At 63.7% G+C, this 20606-nt stretch carries 19 protein-coding genes; 10 read left to right on the forward strand and 9 right to left on the reverse strand.

Translation table 11 applies throughout. From position 1 onward, the window contains the following. Positions 1-54 precede the first annotated feature (54 nt). The gene (locus tag QA639_RS30235) at positions 55-1314 is read right to left on the reverse strand and encodes an ABC transporter substrate-binding protein (RefSeq protein WP_283087927.1); all 1260 of its coding nucleotides are present in this window, start codon (positions 1312-1314) and stop codon (positions 55-57) included. Between the two features lie 171 nt (positions 1315-1485). Between QA639_RS30235 and QA639_RS30240 the strand changes: the two genes are divergently transcribed. The 5 genes from QA639_RS30240 to QA639_RS30260 all read left to right on the forward strand — a co-directional run bounded on the left by QA639_RS30240 (position 1486) and on the right by QA639_RS30260 (position 7462). Continuing rightward, positions 1486-2982: an AMP-binding protein gene (locus tag QA639_RS30240; RefSeq protein WP_028336905.1), complete on the forward strand. Its 1497-nt coding sequence runs from the start codon at positions 1486-1488 to the stop codon at positions 2980-2982. Beyond that, complete coding sequence (locus QA639_RS30245; protein ID WP_028336906.1) at positions 2979-3623, forward strand: TetR/AcrR family transcriptional regulator; 645 nt, start codon at positions 2979-2981, stop codon at positions 3621-3623. Before QA639_RS30240 ends, QA639_RS30245 begins: the two co-directional genes overlap by 4 nt. Further along, complete coding sequence (locus QA639_RS30250; RefSeq protein WP_157345233.1) at positions 3620-4393, forward strand: SDR family NAD(P)-dependent oxidoreductase; 774 nt, start codon at positions 3620-3622, stop codon at positions 4391-4393. The genes QA639_RS30245 and QA639_RS30250 overlap by 4 nt, the downstream gene beginning before the upstream one ends. Before the next feature lie 9 nt (positions 4394-4402). After that, positions 4403-6325: a flavin-containing monooxygenase gene (locus QA639_RS30255; protein ID WP_283087928.1), complete on the forward strand. Its 1923-nt coding sequence runs from the start codon at positions 4403-4405 to the stop codon at positions 6323-6325. A 507-nt stretch (positions 6326-6832) separates the two neighbouring features. Beyond that, on the forward strand, positions 6833-7462 hold the full coding sequence (locus tag QA639_RS30260; RefSeq protein WP_283090647.1) for a 2-hydroxychromene-2-carboxylate isomerase: 630 nt from the start codon (positions 6833-6835) through the stop codon (positions 7460-7462). Between the two features lie 39 nt (positions 7463-7501). Here the strand turns inward: QA639_RS30260 and QA639_RS30265 are convergent, their stop codons facing one another. Together QA639_RS30265 and QA639_RS30270 are read right to left on the reverse strand one after the other, a co-directional pair. Next, on the reverse strand, positions 7502-8512 hold the full coding sequence (locus QA639_RS30265) for a glutathione S-transferase N-terminal domain-containing protein (RefSeq protein WP_283087929.1): 1011 nt from the start codon (positions 8510-8512) through the stop codon (positions 7502-7504). Next, entirely contained in the window at positions 8509-10005 is a 1497-nt protein-coding gene (locus tag QA639_RS30270) for a M81 family metallopeptidase (RefSeq protein ID WP_283087930.1), read from the reverse strand. The genes QA639_RS30265 and QA639_RS30270 overlap by 4 nt, the downstream gene beginning before the upstream one ends. Positions 10006-10191: 186 nt before the next feature. Between QA639_RS30270 and QA639_RS30275 the strand changes: the two genes are divergently transcribed. Continuing rightward, positions 10192-10986: a class II aldolase/adducin family protein gene (locus QA639_RS30275; RefSeq protein ID WP_021080321.1), complete on the forward strand. Its 795-nt coding sequence runs from the start codon at positions 10192-10194 to the stop codon at positions 10984-10986. Positions 10987-11678: 692 nt separating this feature from the next. On the opposite strand, the gene QA639_RS30280 is transcribed toward QA639_RS30275, so the two are convergent. Beyond that, entirely contained in the window at positions 11679-12182 is a 504-nt protein-coding gene (locus QA639_RS30280; RefSeq protein ID WP_244978612.1) for an invasion associated locus B family protein, read from the reverse strand. 238 nt (positions 12183-12420) lie between these two features. Here QA639_RS30280 and QA639_RS30285 point away from each other — a divergent pair, with 238 nt between their 5' ends. The 3 genes from QA639_RS30285 to QA639_RS30295 all read left to right on the forward strand — a co-directional run bounded on the left by QA639_RS30285 (position 12421) and on the right by QA639_RS30295 (position 14200). Beyond that, a complete protein-coding gene (locus QA639_RS30285) occupies positions 12421-12549 on the forward strand; it encodes a hypothetical protein (RefSeq protein WP_283087931.1) in 129 nt (42 codons plus the stop codon). 64 nt (positions 12550-12613) lie between these two features. Then, positions 12614-13078 carry a GNAT family N-acetyltransferase gene (locus QA639_RS30290; protein ID WP_057020554.1) on the forward strand — a complete coding sequence of 155 codons (465 nt, stop codon included), beginning with the start codon at positions 12614-12616 and terminating at the stop codon, positions 13076-13078. An 87-nt stretch (positions 13079-13165) separates the two neighbouring features. Then, positions 13166-14200 (forward strand): AI-2E family transporter, encoded by a 1035-nt coding sequence (locus QA639_RS30295; RefSeq protein WP_157345245.1) that lies wholly within the window; start codon positions 13166-13168, stop codon positions 14198-14200. Here QA639_RS30295 and QA639_RS30300 read toward each other — a convergent pair. Both QA639_RS30300 and QA639_RS30305 read right to left on the reverse strand, forming a co-directional pair. Further along, the gene (locus tag QA639_RS30300; RefSeq protein ID WP_346283705.1) at positions 14197-15915 is read right to left on the reverse strand and encodes a metallophosphoesterase family protein; all 1719 of its coding nucleotides are present in this window, start codon (positions 15913-15915) and stop codon (positions 14197-14199) included. The two genes, QA639_RS30295 and QA639_RS30300, sit on opposite strands and share 4 nt — an antisense overlap. Positions 15916-15981: 66 nt before the next feature. After that, positions 15982-17121 carry an epoxide hydrolase family protein gene (locus tag QA639_RS30305; RefSeq protein WP_157345250.1) on the reverse strand — a complete coding sequence of 380 codons (1140 nt, stop codon included), beginning with the start codon at positions 17119-17121 and terminating at the stop codon, positions 15982-15984. A gap of 135 nt (positions 17122-17256) precedes the next feature. Between QA639_RS30305 and QA639_RS30310 the strand changes: the two genes are divergently transcribed. Continuing rightward, positions 17257-17793, forward strand: a complete 537-nt coding sequence (locus tag QA639_RS30310; protein WP_157345252.1) for a hypothetical protein — start codon at positions 17257-17259, stop codon at positions 17791-17793. Positions 17794-17802: 9 nt separating this feature from the next. Here QA639_RS30310 and QA639_RS30315 read toward each other — a convergent pair whose 3' ends face one another. The 3 genes from QA639_RS30315 to QA639_RS30325 form a co-directional block, all read right to left on the reverse strand. Next, the gene (locus tag QA639_RS30315; protein WP_157345253.1) at positions 17803-18747 is read right to left on the reverse strand and encodes a hypothetical protein; all 945 of its coding nucleotides are present in this window, start codon (positions 18745-18747) and stop codon (positions 17803-17805) included. A 137-nt stretch (positions 18748-18884) separates the two neighbouring features. Beyond that, a complete protein-coding gene (gene gfa, locus QA639_RS30320) occupies positions 18885-19448 on the reverse strand; it encodes an S-(hydroxymethyl)glutathione synthase (RefSeq protein ID WP_016847312.1) in 564 nt (187 codons plus the stop codon). A 33-nt stretch (positions 19449-19481) separates the two neighbouring features. Then, positions 19482-20591 (reverse strand): S-(hydroxymethyl)glutathione dehydrogenase/class III alcohol dehydrogenase, encoded by a 1110-nt coding sequence (locus tag QA639_RS30325; protein ID WP_024580243.1) that lies wholly within the window; start codon positions 20589-20591, stop codon positions 19482-19484. Positions 20592-20606 lie beyond the last annotated feature (15 nt).

Here is a 20606-nt window from a genome sequence, read left to right on the forward strand (position 1 = left end):
AACATCAGATGCGAGGCGGAGGCAGCCCGCGGCAGCCTCCGCCGCACATGCGGATCAGGTGTAGCCCTTGCTCTTCTTCCACTCGGCTTCGAGCTCGAAGATGGTCTTCCAGTCTCCGGCCTTCACATCGGGCACATAGGGCTCCTGCGGGATCGTGGTGCCCCAGCCGATGGCGTAACCGACCAGCGTGTGATCGTCGGCGCGCATGGTCACGGTGCCGTCGGCGCCGAACGGGCATTTGATGGTGAGGCCGGTGAGCGCCTCCGCGACCTTCTTGCCGTCGGTCGAGTTCGCCTTCTTGACGGCCTCGTTGAGGAACATGACCGCCGTGGCGTTCTGCCACGACCAGTTGGTCGGATACTCGTTGTACTTGGCCTTGTAGGCATCGCCCCAGGCCGCATTTTCCGGCGTTGGCGGGAAGGTCTTGATGTAGCGGTCGCCGGAGTGGATGCCCTTGGGCAGGTTCTTCACCACCGTGAGTGCGGTGTAGTCGGCCATGTTGACCGCGAACACCTCAATTTGGGTGAACATCGCGTAGATGTTGGCCTGGTCGATGTAGGAGGTGAGATCGCCGCCCCACAGGCAGGAGTAAAGCGCCTGCGGCTTGGCCTGCAGGATCTTCGTCACCACCTCGGTGTAATCGGGCTGGAACAGCTTCGGCCAGGACTCGCTGATGATCTCGACGTCGGGCGCGAACTTCTTCAGGTACAGCACGAACTCGCCGGTGGTGTCGCGGCCATAGGCATAGTCGGGCGAACAGGTCGCCCATTTCTTCAGGCCCTTGGCCTTGGCGATCCCTGCCGCGTAGCTGGCGCCGACGATCGAGTCATGAATGCCCTGCCGCACGCAGCGGAAGGCGTTCGGGATGTGCTGCTTGGGATCGGCGGTCAGCGATGACGCTTCCGAGCAGGTGTGGATGCAGAGCACGCCGAGATCGCGCGCCACTTCGTGAACCGCGAACGATCCCGACGACGCTTCGCCGTCGAGCAGCATCTCGCAGCCGTCGGTGTTGACGAGCTCGCGCGCGATACGCGCGGCTTCCTGCGGCTGTCCCTTGGAGTCGCGGATCACCATTTCGATCGGCCGTCCGGCAAGGCCGCCGGCGGCATTGACCTTCTCGACCTCCAGCAGCACGGCGTTGCGCGAGGACGTTCCGAGTTGCGCGACGCGGCCCGACAGAATGGTCGGCATGCCGATCTTGATCGTCTTGGCCTGTGCGCGCGCCACCCATGGCGCGGCAAAGCTCACCGCACTGGCGCCCATCAGCGCAAGCGTCGAGCGCCGGGTGATGCCCGGTTTCCGGGTCCTCTTCATCATTCCCCTCCCTGTCGGGTTCGCGTTCCCAAAATCCCTGCCGGAGATCGTTCCGTCTCCATGACCACGATGTTTTCAGAGCAAGGGGGGTGACGTCAAGCCAAAGATGAATTACGACTCATAATTCATCTAGGGAGAAAACGGCGCCGGAATCGGCCCCGCGGGCGGCAAATGATCAACCTTTCCAGCTTCATCGCATTTCATGCCCGGCGGACTCCGGACCGCTGTGCGCTGAAATATCGCGGCGAGGACGTCGCCTACGCCGACTTTGATCTGCGGATCCGGCAGGTCGGCGGCTGGCTCGCGGCGCGCGGGATCGCGCCCGGCGACGTCGTCGCCGTGCTGATGAAGAACAGCACGGCCTTTCTCGAGCTGGTGTTCGCGACCAGCCATATCGGCGCGGTGTTCCTGCCGATCAACTATCGGCTGTCGGCCGATGAGGTCGGCTACATCGTCGGCAATTCGGGCGCGCGCCTCTTGGTCGCCGACGAGGAGTTTGCCGCGATTGCAACCGGCGGCGCACCGGTCGTGCTGCTCGATGAGGTCGCTCAGTCCAGCGTCGCCAACCTTGCGCCCGACATCGCGCCGGCGCCGATCCACGTGCGCCGGCCGCGCGACCTGATGCGGCTGATGTACACCTCGGGCACGACGGATCGTCCCAAGGGGGTGATGCTCACTTACGAGAACGTCTACTGGAAATCCGCCGACCAGACCTTGGTGCTCGGGCTCAACGCCGACACGCGACTGCTCGTCGTCGGCCCGCTCTATCATGTCGGCGCGCTCGACCTGCCCGGCATCGCTGTGCTCTGGCATGGCGGCATGCTGTGCGTTCACCGCACCTTCGAGCCTGAACCCGCACTCGCTGCGATCGAGCGCGAGAAGCTCAACGCGGCGTGGTTCGCGCCGGTCATGACCACGGCCCTCCTCACCTGCCCGAACCGCGAGCGCTACGACGTATCCAGCCTGCAATGGGCGATCGGCGGCGGCGAGAAGACGCCGGAAGTCCGCATCCGCGCCTTCTCTGACTATTTCAAGAACGCGCGCTACATCGATGCCTACGGCCTCACCGAAAGCTGCGGCGGCGATACCTTCATGGACGCAGGCCGCGAGATCGAGAAGATCGGCTCGACCGGCCGCGCCATCGCCCATGTCGAGATCGAGATCCGTGACGATGCCGGCAAGCGCCTGCCGGTCGGCCAGAACGGCGAGATCTGCCTGCGCGGCCCGAAGGTCACGCAGGGCTACTGGAAGGATCCGGAGAAGACCGCATCCGCCTTCTTCGGCGACTGGTTCCGCACCGGCGATGTCGGCTATCTCGACGACGACGGCTTCCTGTATCTGACCGATCGCAAGAAGGACATGATCATTTCCGGCGGCGAGAACATCGCCTCCTCCGAGATCGAGCGCGTCATCTACGAAATGCCTGAAGTGCGCGAGGTCGCGGTGATCGGCCTGCCGGACGCACGCTGGGGCGAGAAGCCGGTCGCGATCGTGGTGCTGGCCGACGACGCCAAACTCGACCTGCCCAGTCTCACCGACCACTGCCGGACACGGCTCGCCGGCTTCAAGGTGCCGCGGCAGCTCGTCATCCGCGACAGCCTGCCGCGCAATCCATCCGGCAAAGTGCTCAAACGCGTGCTCCGCGCCGAACTCGAGGCCACCGCATGACGCAAGCGACAACCGCCAAGGTGACAAAGCTCAACCGGGTCGAGCGCAACGCCTGGACCAAGCAGAAGATCTTCGACGCCGCAACCAAGGTCGTCGGCAAATACGGCTATGCCGAAGCCTCGGTCGCGCGCATCACCGAGGCCGCCGGCGTCGCGCAGGGCACCTTCTACAATCATTTCGAGAACCGCCAGGAGCTGCTCGACCAGCTGCTGCCGAAGATCGGCCTCGACATGGTCCGCTTCATCCATGCGCGCACCGGCACCGCGAGCGAGGCCCGGCAGGAGGTTGAGCGCTTCAGCGCCTTCTTCGATTTCATCCGCGAGGTGCCGGAATTCCTGCGCATCCTCAACGAGGCCGAATTCTTCGCGCCGATCGGCTACCAGAAGCATTTTGACAACATCTCCAGTGCCTATGTGCGGATCCTGCAACGCGCACGGGCAGCGGGTGCGACCAACGCATTCAGCGACGAGGAATTCGATGCCATCGTCCAGGTGCTGATGGGCGCGCGCGGCTATCTCAGCCGCCGCTATTCCTATTCCGAGCGCGGCGTCACCGCGGTGCCCGACTATGTGATCACGGCTTACCAAAAGCTGGTCACCCGCGGCCTGTTCACCACCAGCGACAAGGGAAGAAAATCATGAGCGCTGAGGGCACCATCCTCGTCACCGGCGGCAGCCGCGGCATCGGCGCGGCGACCGCGACGCTGCTCGCCGATCAGGGGCATCGCGTCGTCATCGTCGACATCGCGCCCGAGCCGTTGGTTGGAACAGCCGCCGTCCTGTGGCCGGCGCCGTTCGACGTCGCGAGCGAGAGCGCCGTTGTCGCAGGCATTGCCGATATCGAGACCGCGCATGGTCCGATCAGCGGCCTCGTCAACGCCGCCGGCGTGTTCGGCAAGATGCACTCGATCGAACGGGTGCGGATGGAGCAATGGGACCGCGAGGTCAATATCGACCTGCGCGGCACTTTCCTGGTCGCGCGTAGCGTCGGCATCGCCATGGCGAAGCGTCGGCATGGCGCGATCGTCAACGTCGCCTCGGTGGCCGGCATGACGTCGGGCCCGATCCACGCCTATACCGCGGCCAAGGCCGGCGTCATCCAGATCACGCAGACGCTCGCCGCCGAATGGGGCCGTTCCGGCGTCCGCGTCAACGCAGTGTCGCCCGGCTTCACCCGCACGGCAGCGCTCGAGGCCGGCATCGCATCGGGCGCCCTGCACAAGGATCTGCTGGCGCGGCCGACCGCGATGAACCGGCTGGTCGAGCCGATGGAAGTGGCGCAGGCGATCGCCTGGCTGCTCTCCCCGCAGAGCAGCGGCGTCACCGGCATCAACCTGCCGGTCGATGCCGGCTACATCGCAGGCACCACCTGGGCCGCCTATGGCGGCCTGCCGGAAGCCCCACGCAGCTGAGGACAACGCATGAATATCGAGCTTCCGCGCAAACACCTCGATCTGTCCTCCGCCATCGCCGAGGGCGACATCCGCGTGCTGCTGATGGTGCTGGTGCACATGACCGGCGACGAGAAGTGGCTCGAGCCGCCCTACAAGCCGAAGCGCGACGTCCGCCTGATCCCGGACCCCGACGCCGGCGTGCCGAAGGAGATCCAGGACGAGATTCGCGCGGCGGTCCTGAACCTGTGCGCGAACGGCACCCCGAAGCCCGTCATCACCGATCCCGGCAATGAGCTGATGCTGCGGATGATGCGCGTGACGCTCGGCGAGAACGTCGCGCCGGAATATGCCCCGCTGATGCGCGAGGAAATGGGCTTCGTCCCGCGCGACGCGCGCTGGCGCGAGCGCCCTTCTGGCGAGAAGCTGGCGCAGCAGCATGTGCTCATCGTCGGCGCCGGGGTCTGCGCGATCGCGCTCAGCGTTACGCTCGGTCGGCTCGGCATCCCCTATACCATTGTCGAGAAGCAGGACGAGATCGGCGGCACCTGGTACGTCAACCGCTATCCCGGCTGCGGCGTCGATACGCCGAACCACTCCTATTCCTTTTCGTTCGGCGCGCGCAATCCGTGGACCCGCTATTTCGCGCAGCGCCAGGAGCTGCTCGACTATCTGCTCAAGGTCGTGCGCGAATACGACATCCGCCAGCACGTCCGCCTCAATACCGAGCTCGTCGCCTCGCGCTGGGACGAAGGCAGGCGGCGCTGGATCTCGACGCTGAAGACCGCGCGCGGCGAAGAGACCTTCGAATCCACCGCGCTGGTCAGCGCGATCGGCCAGCTCAATGACCCTCTGCCGGCCCGCTTTGAGGGAGACGAGAACTTCAGGGGTTTGAAGGTTCATTCGGCTCTGTGGTCCGACGACGTCAAGCTCGACGGCAGGCATGTCGCCGTGATCGGCACCGGCGCAACCGCGATGCAGCTGGTGCCGTCGATCGCGGGCCGTGTCGCCTCGGTCACCGTCTATCAGCGCACCGCGCAGTGGGCGCGGCCGGTGAAGGGCTATTCCGATCCGATCACCGAAGGCGCGCAGTGGCTGCTCGCCCATCTGCCGTTCTATGTGCAGTGGTATCGCTTCAACATGTTCTGGCGTTACGGCGACGGATTGCTGCCGTTCCTGCGCAAGGATCCGGCCTGGCCGCATCCGGACCGCGCCGTCAACAAGGGCAACGACCGGCATCGCCAGGAGCTCGCCGACTTCATCCTGTCCGAGCTGAAGGATCGTCCCGATCTGATCGAGAAATGCATGCCGACTTATCCGCCCTACGGCAAGCGTATCCTGCTCGACAACAACTGGTTCAAGACGCTGACCAAACCGAATGTTGAGCTGGTCACCGACAAGATCGACCATTTCGCCGCAGACGGCATCGTCACCGCCGATGGCACATCGCGGCAGCACGACGTCATCGTGATCTCGACTGGCTTCAAGGTCTCCGAGATGGCGGCGCGTCTCAACATCACCGGGCGTGACGGCAAGAACCTCAAGCAGGCGTGGCGCGACGACAATCCGACCGCCTATCTCGGCCTCAGCGTGCCCGATTTCCCCAATCTCTTTCTGATGCTCGGCCCCAATTCGGGGCCTGCACATGGCGGCAGCGTGATCTTCCAGTCGGAGTGCCAGAGCCGCTACATCTCCGCCTGCCTTGTCGAAATGATCGAGAACGACATCGCCGCGATCGACGTGCATCCCGACGCGCATGACGCGTATATCCGCGACGTCGACGCCGAGCATGAGCAACTGATCTGGACGCATCCGGGCATGACGACCTACTACCGCAACAGAAGCGGCCGGGTTTTCTCGGCGATGCCGTGGCGGTTCGTCGACTACTGGAAGATGACACACGATCCGGACTTCACCCAATATCGAAAGACCAAGTCGCGACAGGACTCCTGACCTGAATTCCCTCGCTCGTTAACTTGACAGATGGCCATAACTGCCGCAGCATTTCGCTGACTGCACCTGTTGGGGTGCTGGAGCGCTGGCTCTTCGCGTCGCAGGAATTGACGGACGATTATGGGATCGGCCGTCAGGCAGCTGAAGCGGACAGATGTCCGTCGGCCCACCCTTGGAGAGGAGCATGACGCCACCGGCGCAAGCCAGCGACCTTGCTCAGCGGCAAGGTCTCGGTGCACGTTGAGGCAAACAGCAGCTGCTAGCCGCGTGCGCCACCGACAATCTGAACATATCCGCAGGACAGGAGCGCAAAGGCCACGCGCTTTTAGGTCCCGAAACACGACTGGTCTATACCAGACATCCTTCGCTAAAACGAAGTAGCAGGGCCCCGCGATGCTTGACTGCACCGGGGCCCGTTCGTTTGCCCGCGATCTCCCCTTCGTCACGCCGCATTGCGCCACCGCACGGGATCGGGAACAATTGTCGCGACAGGGATGAGGAAAGATGATGGAAAAGCCGCGGGTCCGAATCTACACCGACTACAAGTCTCCCTATGCCTATGTCGCCAACAAGCGGCTGTTCGAACTCGAGGAGACATACGGCGTCGAGCTGGAATGGCTGCCCTACACGCTGCGCATTCCGGAATTCATGGGCACGGTCGAGGAGCGCACGCCGCACTTCTGGCGCAAGGTGCGCTACGCCTACATGGATGCGCGCCGGTTCGCCAACGCGCAGGGACTGACCATGAAGGGCCCGCGCCGGATATACGACGCCTTCTACGCCAGCGCCGGCATGCTGTTCGCGCAGCGTCACGGGCTGTTCCGGCCTTATCACGATACGGTGTTCCGGAAGTTCTGGAACCACGAGCTGGAGATCGACGAGCTTTCGGAGATTGCCGGCGTGATCACCGCGGTCGGCGGCTCCTCCGACGCCTTCGAGGCCTATGTTCGCGGCCCTGCCCGCGCCGAACATGATCGCATCATCGACGAGGCCGAAGCGCTCGGCGTGTTCGGCGTTCCCAGCATGGTGTTCAACGGCGAGCTGTTCTGGGGCGGCGACCGCATCGACATGCTGATCGAGCGGATCAAGCAGCCGGAGACGATCGCGGTCGCGCTCGGCAGCAGGCACCGGACGTAGGCGCCGGCCGTCTCGAAGCTGGTTAGCATTGCCGATCGATCAGCCTCCAACCAGGATGGCCCAGCACCCGGTGCGTTCCAACACGGGCTTCAACGCCGCACGTTCACCGGCATCGAGCGCGGCAAACTTCTCGCGCAACTGCTGCAGGCACTTGACCTGATATTTGAACGGCGCCAGTGCATAGGGCAGTCCCCAGACATTGATCTCGAGCCGCTCGAGGCCCTTCGCAAACGCATCCGCATTGGCGGCCAGGAACGGTAGATAAAGTTCGCCGGCGATCCGCAGCAGCGCCTCGGCGAACCCGCCAAGCGCCTGCTCACGCGGATACCAGTCGCCCTTGACACCTGACGCATCGTCAAGCCGCCGCACCCAGTGATCGGTGAACGGCGCGCGCTCGCGCATGATCCGCATCGGGGTCGGGTCGGTGGCCATCTCGCTGAGCTGGCCGAACCAGGCGAAATCCGCCAGCGACGGCCGGCTGCCGAACAGATAGCTCCTCATGCCGACATGCGGCTCGAACGCCGCGAGCGTGCGCCGGTAGCTCTCCTCGAGCAGCGGCCTGTTCTCATCCGTCGCGCCGAGAATGACCATGCGCGAAATCTGCCGCTGCCGGAACTCTTCGATCTCCTCGCGGCTGCCGACCTCGGCCTCCGATGTCGACCACTCCTCGCCGGCCCAGCGCGAGACATAGGCCTGATCTTCCGGATCCCACCAGCGATAGAGAAACAGCGGCTTCACCGCCCATTCGTCGGCGAGGTCCTCAAGCAGGTCGCAGACGAATGCGACCGCCTTGTCCTCCGGGATCACCGAGCGTCCCCGGTGGCGCACTTCCAGATCATAGGCCAGCGTCGTGGTCTCGCCGCGGTAGCTGCCGTCGGGATATTGCAGCACCGGGATCAGCATCGGCTTCAGATGCGCGGTCGCGTCGCGCAGCGCCTTGGTCATGATCACCCAGTCGTGCGGGATCCGGCGGTAGCGCATCAGCGCGCGCAACTTGATCGCATAGGGCGAGGCGGTCGAGCCGATCAGGCGATAGCGTTCCCCTGTCATGACGATGGCTCCAAAAACGCCGGTTTGCCGTACGGATAGAACTGCGCGAGATCGACGTTCTTGTACGGCAGCTTGTCCAGCCGCGTCGTGCCGAGGAACGGCTCGTCGGGTTCGACCAGGAGGATCGTCTTGGCAAATCCATTGTCGTCGAAGCCGCGCCGGAAATGGACCCGAGACTTGATCGCCATCACGTCGAAGGCGCCGATGTCGGGCACCAGCGCCTTCAGCGAGAACGGCTCCATAACCTGCACCAGATAGGTGGACAGGATCAGCACATTATTGCGGCCGAAGCGCACGCAGACCCAGAACTGGCCATAGCCCTCGCCCGCCGCCGAAACCGTGCCCTGAATCCGAACCGGATCGCCCGCCGACTCGTCAGCGCGGCCGCCGATCTCCATGTCGAAGGCATCGCCGGCCTTGGCGCCGGCGGCCTTCAGGCTTGCGGTCGCCCTGGCGTCGGTAATGGTCGCGATCACGGTGTTGGCGAGGTCCTGCGCGATGATCTCACACAGCAGCCAGGTCGCCGACCCCGACCGGTCGCTGTGATCGGCCAGCACCACCGGTGTGTTGCCAGCGGCGACGGCCTGCTTGGCCAGCGCAACACCCTCGGTGATGCTGTACAGCCTGGTCGATTGCAGCAAGGCTTCGCGCAGCCGCCAGATCGTGCCGGCGAGATCGCGCGCGACCTGCTCGGCGAGCTTTGGATTGTCGTTGGTCAGAACCTGCACGGTCATGCCGACATCGGGAACGTCGGCGAACGGGAAGCCGAAGAAGATGTTTACGTAGACGTCGACCTCGCGCGCCTCCCAGATCAGCGCGCGCTGCACGAGATCCATCCACGGCCGCGCTCCGGTCCATTGCAGCACGGTGGGCGAGATCACGGGAACCTTGATCGTCCTGTGCGCCGGCTTGTAGTCGCCGCGGATCGCCCGCACCAGCATGCGCGCTGCGCGTTCACCCTGCAGATGCGCGTCATAATGCGGGAAATATTTGACAGCGAACGCCATGTCCGCGTGCTCGAGGAACGCCTCATCCTCGTTGCCGTGAGGATCGAACGTCGCCGCAATGAAGGCGGAGCGGCCTACCACGTCGCGGACCTGCCGCGCCAGATCGGCTTCGGGACGCGGCACGCCGCGCAAGGCCATCGCGCCATGCAGGCACAGATAGACGCCGTTGAACGGTCCCTCCTCTTTCAATCCGGCGATCATCTTGCCGGTGAAGGTGCGATAGGCTTCCTCGGTGATCCAGCCGGATCCGGTGTAGGTCTTCGGCCAGAGCGGGGATTCGATGCCGACCAGCTCGACCTCGGAGAACTCGCGCGCCACCTGCACGAAGCCGCCCATATAGTTCTTGGGATCGAACTGCAGCAGCGCCTCGCCTTTGGCCGGCGAGCCTGGATAGATGAAGTCGTCGAGCGTGGTCTCGTTCGGCAGGAACGAGACGGTTTCGTGGGAGAAATGCAGGACGGCGATACGTATCTTGCGATCGCTCATTTGGTGCGCCTCGGCTGTTTTCCGCATTGTGGCATTGAACGCGCGGCGCGCCAATCCGCATTCGGTTTTTGCCCGACAGACCTGCAAATAAACAGGTGCAGCGCAGCTTGCCGCCGCGCGGATTCTGCTATGGTCCGCCGCAACGATCGGGCCGCGGCCCCGCAGATTTCTCAAGGAGAGAGCGCCATGAATCCCCCCGTCAGCTCGCCCGCGATCAAGGTCGTCAAATCGGTTCGCGAGCAGGTGAGCGCCGAGGAGTGGCAGGCCCGCGTCGATCTTGCCGCCTGTTATCGGCTGACGGCGATGTACGGCATGACCGAGATGATCGCGAACCACATCTCCTGCCGCGTGCCCGGCACCACCGACCAGTTCCTGATCAACGCCTACGGCATGCTGTATGAGGAGATCGACGCCTCCAGCCTGATCAAGGTCGACGTCGAGGGCAACACGCTGCTCAACGCGACCGACTACGACGTCAATGTCGCCGGCTTCGTCATTCACAGCGCCATCCACATGGCCAAGCACGACATGGATTGCGTCGCGCACACCCATACCCCGGCCGGCATGGCGGTCTCGGCGATGGAATGCGGCCTGCTGCCGCTGGCACAAACCTCGATGCGCTTCCTGCACATCGCCTATCACGACTTCGAGGGCATCGCCGACAATGTCGACGAGCGCGAACGCCTCGTCCGCGACCTCGGCGACAACGAGGCGATGATCCTGCGCAACCATGGCCTCTTGGTCGTCGGCCGCACCGTGCCCGCCGCCTTCAACGTGCTGTTCCGCCTCGAGCGCGCCTGCCAGACCCAGGTGATGGCGCTGTCCTGCAACACCAAGCTGATCTATCCGCCGCAAAATATCCTCGAAGACACCTATGAGCGGATGCTGCCGAAGCCCGGCCGCGCCGCCCGCAACGGCGAACTCGCCTGGCCCGCGCTGTTGCGCAAGCTCGACCGCGCGGATCCGTCGTATCGGGATTGAGAGCGAACGCCGGCGCAGGCGTTCTCCATTCGTCGTCCCGGCGAAGGCCGGGACCCATAACCACAGGGTAGCTTTGTCGACAAACAGGCCGTGGCCCCAGCGTCGCGCAACAATTCGCATTCGTGGTAATGGATCCCGGCCTTCGCCGGGACGACGCTGAAATTGTTGCACGATCTGTGAGTCACACATCCGCATTCTCGCGGCGTGTTTCGCCCGAGCTTTGCTCTTCGTTCCGCCCTCTCTGTTGAAGAGGGCGCAGGGAAAGCCGGGTGCCGATCGCACCCATGGGCCCCGAGCAATGGGTAGAAAGCTCGGGGGTAGGACCACAGGTGTAACCGGAAACGACCCGGCTTTCCCTGCGCGATGGGCTACGGCTTATTTCGTGCTCTCCCCGGCGAGACTGGGCTTGTTTGTCACCGCCTTCGCAACGCGCATCGCGCAATGCGAAAAGACACCTGCCGCTAGGGCGTCAGGACCACACGACTTCACCGTCCGCTTCATGCGCACTCGTCAGTTGCGCAATCGGCGTCCACCGCATCTCGACCCACGTTCGTGACGACCGCGAAGCGCCCCTCTATCGGGTGAGACGGGCGGAATTGGATCACTGATTTGCCCGACGACGGAAGCGGGATTTTGCCCGTCGGGGTGATTTGTCGCAGCCATCGTGCGGTGGGCGCGGAGCGTCGTGCCGCTCAGCTTCCGAGCTGAATGGTGCGCTCCAGCGCCGCGGCGAAGCCGTTGAGGGGGACGTTAAAGACGACAGCCTGCCCGTTGCTGATGTTCTGCGCGGCAACGGTGAGCATTTTGGCCTTGCTGATAGTGTCGGTCACGACCGCGGGAAACGATATCGGCAGCAAGCAACCTTGCGCCGTGCAGGTGGAAAAGCGCGTCTGCTCCAGATCCCTGCCGTCCAGCCTGAGGACGGCGCCGGCGTCGAACTTCAGCCCGAACGGCATCAATATGTTGCCTTCGGCCTTTCCGTCCCTGGGAATCAGTTCGATGGCGAAGATTTGCTGATTGGTCTCCTTAGCGAGTTGTGTCTGCCCGAGGGTGCACAGCTTGGCCCCGCCGTCGAGCTGGCATTTGACGATCCAGTCTCCGTAGGTTTCGCTGATCGCGGAAGCGCCCTCGGGAAGCTGGACGGCGCGGACCACGCCATCCATCGCGGACGTCTGGCTCCGCGTGTCGGTCGGCATAGAGACGGTGCTCCCACTGGCATCCGACACATCGGGAGTTCGGGCGGCTTGCGCCGAGCCGACGCCGGCCATGACGACGAGAGCGGCGATCGCCCGAAGAGCCTGTCTGCTGCGCTGACCGTCACCATTGCATTCGCTCCGCCTCGTTACGTCACGAAACCGATCTGCCTTTTCGTCGGCGTATTTGTGGGCATAATTCCCACATGAACGAGATACACCTACTTGGAGAACCGCTGATATGCAAGAGCTGATCGCCGCCGGCGTGATTGTCGCGATTGTTGCGTTCTGCGGCGGGTATTTCTGGGCGATTGCACGTGAAGCCATGTCCTCGAACAAGGCCGCGAACAAGCAACAACGCAAATCGTAGTCCGGCGCCTCGACCTTGCTCCCGTGATTTGCCCGCGGGATGCGTTTTCAATTAAGCTCGCCGGATGGACATGCTCGTCAAGCTCTACGCCCTGCCCGATTCCCGGCCCGCCTACGATCGATTGCTCAAGGCCGGAATTGTCATGCGCCGCGCGCTCGCCCCGGAAAAGCACAAGGTGGTGGCCTGGGTGCGGGAGACATTCAGCGAGGCGTGGGCCAGCGAAACCGAGGTCGCGTTCAGCCGCCAACCGGTCTCCTGCTTCATCGCGATCCAGCAAAAGAAGATCCTCGGATTCGCCTGCCACGACGCGGCCTGTCGCAATTTCTTCGGTCCGACCGGCGTCGCGCCGAAGGCGCAGCAGGGCGGAATTGGCAAGGCGCTGCTGTTCGCCTGCCTCGAGGACATGAAGCACCAGGGGTTCGGCTACGCCATCATCGGCGGCGTCGGGCCGGCGGAATTCTATACGAAAGCTGTCGGCGCGGTGGCCATCGAAGGCTCCGCGCCGGGAATCTATCGAGGATTGCTGTAGCTGTGCCGCAGGTCCATTTTCCCGGTCTTGTCGCGCTACGAGACAGACTGACAATGTCTGCGTTCACGGAGATCGGGTAACCCAAGGATGGCTGGCGGGTTGAAGATCACGACCGGCATCATCGCCGCGGTGCTGGTCATTGCGGCGGTGGCTCAGGCGCGCAGCGTGCTCGCCCCGCTTGCGGCCGCCCTGTTCATCATCGCAATCGTCTGGCCCGTTCAGCAACGGCTGCAGTCGTGGCTGCCGAAACTCCTCGCGCTCGCCATTACCGTCGTTGTTACGGTTGCCACCTGCATCGCGTTTGCCTCGCTGGCAGCATGGGGGTTCGGCCGCGTCGGGCGCTCCTTGATTGCGGATGCGGCGCGGTATCAGGCCTTCTACGATGCCGCGGTGATCTGGCTCGACGGCCATGGCGTCTCGTTCGCCGGCGTCTGGGCCGAGCATTTCAATGTCGGCTGGTTGCTGCGCACCACGCAATACGTCACGGGCCGCGTCAACACCACGTTGAGTTTCTGGCTCATCGCACTGGTCTATGTCGTGCTGGGACTTCTCGAGGTCGAGGACGCTGGTCGACGAATCCAGCGGTTGGAGAATCGCACAGCTGCGCGCGTCCTGCTCAAGGGCAGCAAAGCGACGGCCGCCAAGTTTCGTAAATATATGCTGGTGCGGACGCAGATGAGCGCGGTCACGGGCCTCCTGGTCGGCCTGTTCGCCGCTGTCACCGGGCTGCCATTCGCATTCGAATGGGGCGTGATCGCCTTTGTCCTCAACTACGTTCCTTTCATCGGCCCTTTCATCGCGACGCTGTTCCCCACGCTGCTGGCCATGACGCAGTTCGAGAGTTGGCCCGCGGTGTTTGGCGTGTTCGCCTGTCTCAACGTCATCCAGTTCGTGGTAGGCAGCTATATCGAACCGCGGGTGGCCGGCTCGACATTGTCGATCTCGCCGTTTCTGGTGCTGTTTGCAATCTTCTTCTGGAGCTCGCTTTGGGGCCTGTTCGGGACCTTCATCGGTGTGCCGATCACGCTCGCTATTCTGACCTTCTGTGCCGAGAGTCCGTCGGCCGCATGGATAGCCGATCTGTGTGGCGGATCGCACCAAGATAAGCCGGAAGCGTCCTAGCTTGCGGCAATCTCAACCCGCTCGGGCTCGGCGAGGCAGAGCTTCCGGTCCGGGCCGACCATCATTTTGTGGATATAGAAATAGCTGGCTGCATCGTCGGCCCCCATCACCGGCGACGGGGCCGAGACGATCCTCGACGCACCACATGTACCGATCCAATCGATATGCCTGTGACCGTGCATCACCACCGAGCGATCGGAAAACCTTTGCAACCTGCGTACAAACCAGCTGCCGTTGATCAAGGCTGTCCCAATGCGCTCGGCAAATGTCTTCACCGGCATGGGATACTCCATCACGTGATGATGTAGCGCGATGGTCCAGCATGTCGTCGGAAAATGACGGATCGCAGCCTCCAACCGCCGCGTTTGCGCTTCCGAAACCAAACCGAGCGCGTTGGTGAAGGAGAAGTGGGTTTCCGCGTTGGAGTTGAGAATGGCGATCCCGAGGCCGCCGTCCTGGTCCGGCGGCAGGATCATTGGGAATTGATCATCGAACAGGCCGCGGAGCGCCGCTGCGCGGCGCACGCCCCCGTGCTGCGCAAATTGTGTTATCCGATCACGATAAGGGGCCAGTGCCTGGTTCAGCGTGGCCGACGGTTTTCCGGAACCGTCGACGACGCGCACGCGATCGCCCTGGACGGCCGCGATCGCCGATAGGGTACGCATCTGCCGTAGCCGCTTGCCTGGGCTGAATGGCAGGTCGAGGCGCGCAGGATTGGCACGATCCACGACGTTAACGTCATGATTGCCCGGAAGCATGATGACGCGTGCTGCGAGCTCGGGATGACCTGCCAATGCATCGAGAAATTCCGCCCATTCGCCGGGCCGGCCAGCGTCCGTCATATCGCCGCTGATCAACACGTGATCGAGCGGATCAACGGTGTGAATTTCGGCAAGGCGAGCCAACACGCGATTGAACTGTTCGTTTCCCCGCGGACCGGCGGTCCCGCTTTCGATGCGGAAACCGTACCGCTCGCCGACCACGTGAAGATCGGACAGATGCGCAAGGCGCCAGCAGCGTCCTCCGGACGGCGGCGCGTCGAATCCGGCCAGGTCGGCCGGTTGCTCCATACTGGCATCGGCCACGCTCCAGGCCAGTGACGCGACCGCAAGATAGCAGCACACCAGCACCACGGCGTTCGCGAACGTCGGCAACACCAGACGATGGATCAGAACAAGGTCATTGATGGTCGCAGTCCATTGCGAGGCAGGCCAGACTAGGGCCGCGATCAATGCCGCACCCGCGGAGAGCAGTATGCCGGCGCCGACCGAGCAACCGCGGCGCAGCCTCGTGCGAGAGGCAGGAGTTGCGCCGGTGCGCCAAAGCAGCTCCGCCAGATGGCCCAGTGCCTCGCGCGTGAAGGCATAACTCGGTTGGACCGCGAGCGCGTTCAGTGACCAGAAGCTTGTTTCCGCGATTTGAAATAGCGGTCGCCCGCCGAGCCATCCCAACCCCGCGATCACAATCAGCGCCAGCACGGCGCCCACTTCGGACAGGGCAAGAGCGTGTTGCGAAAGGCTCGAAATCCAGGCGGATGCGACCAGTGGCGCAAGGCCGAGCAGCACGCCAGGAAGCAGAAGCGAAGCCGTCCAGGCGAACAACAGTTTCGCCGGGCTTATCTCAACCAGAAGGCTACCCAAGATCGCGAACAACGAACGCTGTTCCGGGCTTGCGGCATTGTCCTCAAAGTCGCCGAGGCGGGGATCAAGCAGCACGCCGACGTCCTCCGTTACACGGCGCATTCTGTCATAAACCGCTTCAGACCAACATACGCGTCAGGCTTAGCGCAGCTTCCCGAAGAACTCGCGCACCTCGCCGATGAACAGCTCGGGTTGCTCGAATGCCGAGAAATGTCCCCCTTTCGGCATCTCGCTCCAGTGCTGGATGTTGGTGAAGTTTGTCTCCATCCATTTGCGGACCGGCGTGACGATCTCCTTGGGGAACACGGCAACGCCGGTCGGCACGCTCACCTTGTGCGGGGTTCGCTTGCCCGGCCCAAAACTTTCCCAATAGAGCCGCGCCGACGACGCAGCCGTCGCGGTGACCCAGTACAGCATGACGTTGTCGAGCAGTTCGTCGCGGCCGAGGATGCTTTCCGGATGGCCGTCGCAATCGGTCCAGGCCCAGAATTTTTCCAGGATCCAGGCCGCCTGCCCGCTCGGGGAATCCGTCAGGCCATAGCCTAGCGTCTGCGGCCGGGTGGATTGCTGCTTGGAATAGCCGGAATCCCAGTCGGCATAATATTTGATGCCGTTGAGCGCCCTCGTCTCCTCCGGCGTCGGCTGCCCCTCGACATTGGGCCGGGTCGACATCGCAAGCGTGATGTGGATGCCGGCGCAGTGTGCAGCATCCTGTCCGCCGATCGCGGTGGTGACCGCGGAGCCCCAATCGCCGCCTTGCGCGAAGTAGCTAGCGTAGCCGAGCCGCTGCATCAGGGCGGCCCAGGCCGTCGCGATCCGGTCGACGCCCCAGCCCGTCGCTATAGGCTTGGCCGAGAAGCCGAAGCCCGGCAGTGACGGACACACCACGTGGAAGGCATCGGCCGCGCGGCCGCCATGCGCGACAGGGTCGGTCAGCGGTTCGATCACCTTGTGGAATTCGACCACCGATCCCGGCCAGCCATGGGTGATGATCAAGGGCCGCGCCTCCGGATGCTTCGAGCGGACATGAATGAAGTGGATGTCGAGCCCGTCGATTTCGGTGGTGAACTGGCTGAAGCGGTTGAGCCGCGCCTCGCGCTGCCGCCAGTCATAGGTCTCGGCCCAATAATGGCAGACGTCCTTGATCCATTGCAGCGGCGCGCCCTGGCTCCAGTCGTCGACCAGTTCGGCTTCCGGCCAGCGGGTCCGGCGCAGCCGGCTGCGCAGATCCTCGAGGACATCGTCGCTGACGGCGATGCGGAACGGAGTAATGGCGGTCATGGCGTCTCCCCGGGGATGCTGAACTTTCGGGGAAGATAGGCTCGCGATGCCTACCGATCAAATCCGGGCCGCGTCATTTGCGGCGCCTCTCTCCGTCGTCTCCACGAACCCTGCACGACAAAGCGCGAATTCTGCATGACAAAGTCCGTCACGGCCGCCGCCATCTTGTTAAGAGAGGCGGCAATGGCTCGGCGTGAATCGCGAACGATCGAGGCACGCATATCGCAACTCACGGAGATTCCTGTGGCACTCTATCTGACGAGCATCCTGAACGCGCAAGACGTTCTGTTGAAGCTGGGATTGCCGCTGATCATCATGTTCTCAGCGGGGTGGATCATCATCCGGCGATGGATGCTGATGCCCGGCATCGCTGCATCAGGATTTTCGCCGACCGCATCGGCGGCCCTGTTCGCCCCCGTTCTCCTCGTCATCTACTTCTGCTTGCTGCAATCCAGCATGCAGGACGGCATTGCCGCGCATGCGGAGCTCGTCATTTTATACGGCGCGATTTTCGCACCGACATTTCTTCTCGTTCCATTCGGGGTCGCTTCCCTGATCCGGGTGCGCCGACAAGGCAAGCCGCTCGGCAATGGGCTGCTGTGTATCGCATTTGCCGCCTGGCCGATCCTGCAGGTGGCGTGGATGTGTCTGCTGTTTGGCGAGTGGGAATAGCTTGCCGGGCTATTTGCCGATCGCCGCCTCGAGCAGTGCCTGGGCCTGCCTGGTGGCCGCGGCGAAGGCCGGCTGTTGCGGCGCGCGCTCGGTGAAGCAGCGCTTGAACGCATCCTCGCCCTGCTGGTGCAGGTCGCCGAGCTTGTCATAGGCCTGCCTGCTGATCTGCTTGCGCTCGAGCTTCTCGGCCGCCGCATCGGCCTTCTGGTTGTAGTCGGTGCGGATCGCGGTGCAGGCCGGCACTTGCACCGCCGGCTCGATCTCGCCATAGGCGACATACATCTTGCCGTCGGCGAGCGCCGACACGAACACCTCGTCGGCCTTGTCGGGGAACGAATCCTGGGTGCGGCCGGCCAGGAAGCCGTAAGCCAGAGTGGCCGACGCCGGCTTGGCGATCGGCAGGTCGTCGAAATTGACCACCGCGGCATCGGTCGAAATCGCCTGGGTGTAGAGGCCCTCGAACTTCAGGGCGGCATCGACCTGCTGCGGCACGTTCTTGCTGCCCTTGTCCCACCAGGTCTTGTGTTCGTGCAGCCAGCGCGTGAACAGAGACTCGGTGGTGACGATGATATGGGCTTTTGGCTCGACGAAGCTGCCGTCGGCACGCTTTTCTCCGATCTTTGCCCCGTCCCTGCCGGTGTCGGCATCGAAGCGCAGGCCGTCCAGCATGCCGAACCCCATATCGCCCTTGTATAGAGTGTCGAGGTTGAGCTGGGCGTGAGCAAAGCCCGGCCGGGCGGGCTGGGACAGGATGGCCGTCAGCTGCCCCTTCAGCTCGTCGCGCGCGGCCGCCTCGGCCTTGTCGACGGCCTCATTGATCTTGTTGTCGTTCGACAGCTTGGCGATCGCGGCGTCACGCGCGGCGATATAGCGGTCTTCCGGCGACGCGGCGCGAGCCGGCGAAAGCAGCAGGATCGGGGAAAGGACGAGGGCAAAGCGGAAAATAAAATGCATGCCCTGTGGTCGTCCGCAGGGCATGCAAGGTTCAAGGTCACGGGTACTACCAGCATATCCCTCGCCGGCAGACCCTCTGCCGGCGCAGGATCTCGTCAAGGCGAGTCGGTCAGGCCGCCTTTGTCACGGTGCCGTCGTCACGCCGCCTTGGACTTCGCCACGTGGGTGGCGATCGCGTCCATCAACGGCGGCGACAGGCAATCATAGGGCTCGAGCCCAAGCTCCTTGAGCCGCGACCTGATCCCGGCCATATCGGCCGGCTTGACGCCGGACTCGATCACCGACGACACGAAGGCGGCAAATCCGGGCGCTGCCGAGCCGGACTCCTGGAACAGCTCGGGATGGATGAAATCGAGGCCATAGAACGGATGGCCCTTGTTCTCGATCCGGCCGTACATGTGGGTGCCGCATCCGGTGCAGGCATGGCGCTGGATCACCGCCGCCGCATCGACGATCTTCAGCTTGTCGCCGTTCTCCAGCACGGTGACGTTCTCGCGCGGCACTACCGCGACCACCGAGAAGGTGGCGCCCGAAGGCTTCCAGCATTTGGTGCAGCCGCAGGCATGGTTGTGGGCGACGTCGCCCTTGATGCCGACCTTGACCGGCTTGTCCGCGCATTTGCAGACCAGCGTGCCGCCGGCAAAACTGCCGGAGCCTTGCTTGACGCCATTGTCGACCGACGGGTGGATATGAACAGTCATTGACCTATCCTCCTAGTGCTTGGTGTTTTGATTTCAGAATACGACGACCGAACGGATCGATTTTCCCTCGTGCATCAGGTCGAAGCCCTTGTTGATCTCGTCGAGTTTCAGCACGTGGGTGATCATTGGATCGATCTGGATCTTTCCGCCCATGTACCAGTCGACGATCTTCGGCACGTCGGTGCGGCCGCGCGCGCCGCCGAAGGCCGTGCCCTTCCAGACGCGTCCGGTGACGAGCTGGAACGGCCGGGTCGCGATCTCCTTGCCGGACTCCGCGACACCGATCACCACCGAGACGCCCCAGCCGCGATGGCAGGCTTCCAGCGCCTGCCGCATCACGTTGGTGTTGCCGGTGCAGTCGAAGGTGTAGTCGGCACCGCCGTCGGTCAGGCCCACCAGGTGCTGGACGATGTCGCCGCCCACCTTGGTCGGATTGACGAAATGCGTCATGCCGAACTGCTTGCCCCAGGCTTCCTTGGAGTCATTGATATCGACGCCGATGATCTTGTCGGCGCCGACCATCTTGGCGCCCTGGATCACGTTGAGGCCGATGCCGCCGAGGCCGAACACGACCACGTTGGAGCCCGGCGTCACCTTGGCGGTGTTGACGACCGCGCCGACACCGGTGGTGACGCCGCAGCCGATGTAGCAGCTCTTGTCGAACGGAGCGTCCTCGCGAATCTTGGCCACCGCGATCTCGGGCAGCACGGTGAAGTTCGAGAAGGTCGAGCAGCCCATATAGTGGAAGACCGTCTTGCCCTTGTAGCTGAAGCGCGAGGTGCCGTCGGGCATCACGCCCTTGCCCTGGGTGGCGCGGATCGCGGTGCAGAGATTGGTCTTCTGGCTCAGGCAGCTTTTGCACTGCCGGCATTCCGGTGTGTAGAGCGGGATCACATGATCGCCCGGCTTGACCGACGTCACGCCGGCGCCGACCTCGCGAACGATGCCCGCACCTTCGTGCCCGAGGATCGAGGGAAAGATGCCCTCGCTGTCGAAGCCGTCGAGCGTGTAGGCATCGGTGTGACAAATGCCCGTCGCCTTGATCTCGACCAGGACCTCGCCGGCCTTGGGACCCTCCAGATCGAGCTCGACGATCTCAAGCGGCTTCTTTGCTTCAAATGCGACTGCGGCGCGGGTCTTCATCTTGGTCTCCACAAA

This window comes from Bradyrhizobium pachyrhizi (assembly GCF_029714545.1).
Taxonomy (GTDB): domain Bacteria; phylum Pseudomonadota; class Alphaproteobacteria; order Rhizobiales; family Xanthobacteraceae; genus Bradyrhizobium; species Bradyrhizobium pachyrhizi.

Excerpts from the sequence above, each read along its gene's own strand:
- QA639_RS30255 (WP_283087928.1), top strand. The coding sequence starts at position 4,403 with ATGAATATCGAGCTTCCGCGCAAACACCTCGATCTGTCCTCCGCCATC.
- QA639_RS30250 (WP_157345233.1), top strand. The coding sequence starts at position 3,620 with ATGAGCGCTGAGGGCACCATCCTCGTCACCGGCGGCAGCCGCGGCATC.
- QA639_RS30265 (WP_283087929.1), bottom strand. The coding sequence starts at position 8,512 with ATGACAGGGGAACGCTATCGCCTGATCGGCTCGACCGCCTCGCCCTAT.
- QA639_RS30305 (WP_157345250.1), bottom strand. The coding sequence starts at position 17,121 with ATGACCGCCATTACTCCGTTCCGCATCGCCGTCAGCGACGATGTCCTC.
- QA639_RS30280 (WP_244978612.1), bottom strand. The coding sequence starts at position 12,182 with ATGCCGACCGACACGCGGAGCCAGACGTCCGCGATGGATGGCGTGGTC.
- QA639_RS30240 (WP_028336905.1), top strand. The coding sequence starts at position 1,486 with ATGATCAACCTTTCCAGCTTCATCGCATTTCATGCCCGGCGGACTCCG.
- QA639_RS30290 (WP_057020554.1), top strand. The coding sequence starts at position 12,614 with ATGGACATGCTCGTCAAGCTCTACGCCCTGCCCGATTCCCGGCCCGCC.
- QA639_RS30310 (WP_157345252.1), top strand. The coding sequence starts at position 17,257 with ATGACAAAGTCCGTCACGGCCGCCGCCATCTTGTTAAGAGAGGCGGCA.
- QA639_RS30275 (WP_021080321.1), top strand. The coding sequence starts at position 10,192 with ATGAATCCCCCCGTCAGCTCGCCCGCGATCAAGGTCGTCAAATCGGTT.
- QA639_RS30295 (WP_157345245.1), top strand. The coding sequence starts at position 13,166 with ATGGCTGGCGGGTTGAAGATCACGACCGGCATCATCGCCGCGGTGCTG.
- QA639_RS30325 (WP_024580243.1), bottom strand. The coding sequence starts at position 20,591 with ATGAAGACCCGCGCCGCAGTCGCATTTGAAGCAAAGAAGCCGCTTGAG.
- QA639_RS30315 (WP_157345253.1), bottom strand. The coding sequence starts at position 18,747 with ATGCATTTTATTTTCCGCTTTGCCCTCGTCCTTTCCCCGATCCTGCTG.
- QA639_RS30245 (WP_028336906.1), top strand. The coding sequence starts at position 2,979 with ATGACGCAAGCGACAACCGCCAAGGTGACAAAGCTCAACCGGGTCGAG.
- QA639_RS30235 (WP_283087927.1), bottom strand. The coding sequence starts at position 1,314 with ATGAAGAGGACCCGGAAACCGGGCATCACCCGGCGCTCGACGCTTGCG.
- QA639_RS30260 (WP_283090647.1), top strand. The coding sequence starts at position 6,833 with ATGGAAAAGCCGCGGGTCCGAATCTACACCGACTACAAGTCTCCCTAT.
- QA639_RS30285 (WP_283087931.1), top strand. The coding sequence starts at position 12,421 with ATGCAAGAGCTGATCGCCGCCGGCGTGATTGTCGCGATTGTTGCGTTC.
- QA639_RS30270 (WP_283087930.1), bottom strand. The coding sequence starts at position 10,005 with ATGAGCGATCGCAAGATACGTATCGCCGTCCTGCATTTCTCCCACGAA.
- gfa (WP_016847312.1), bottom strand. The coding sequence starts at position 19,448 with ATGACTGTTCATATCCACCCGTCGGTCGACAATGGCGTCAAGCAAGGC.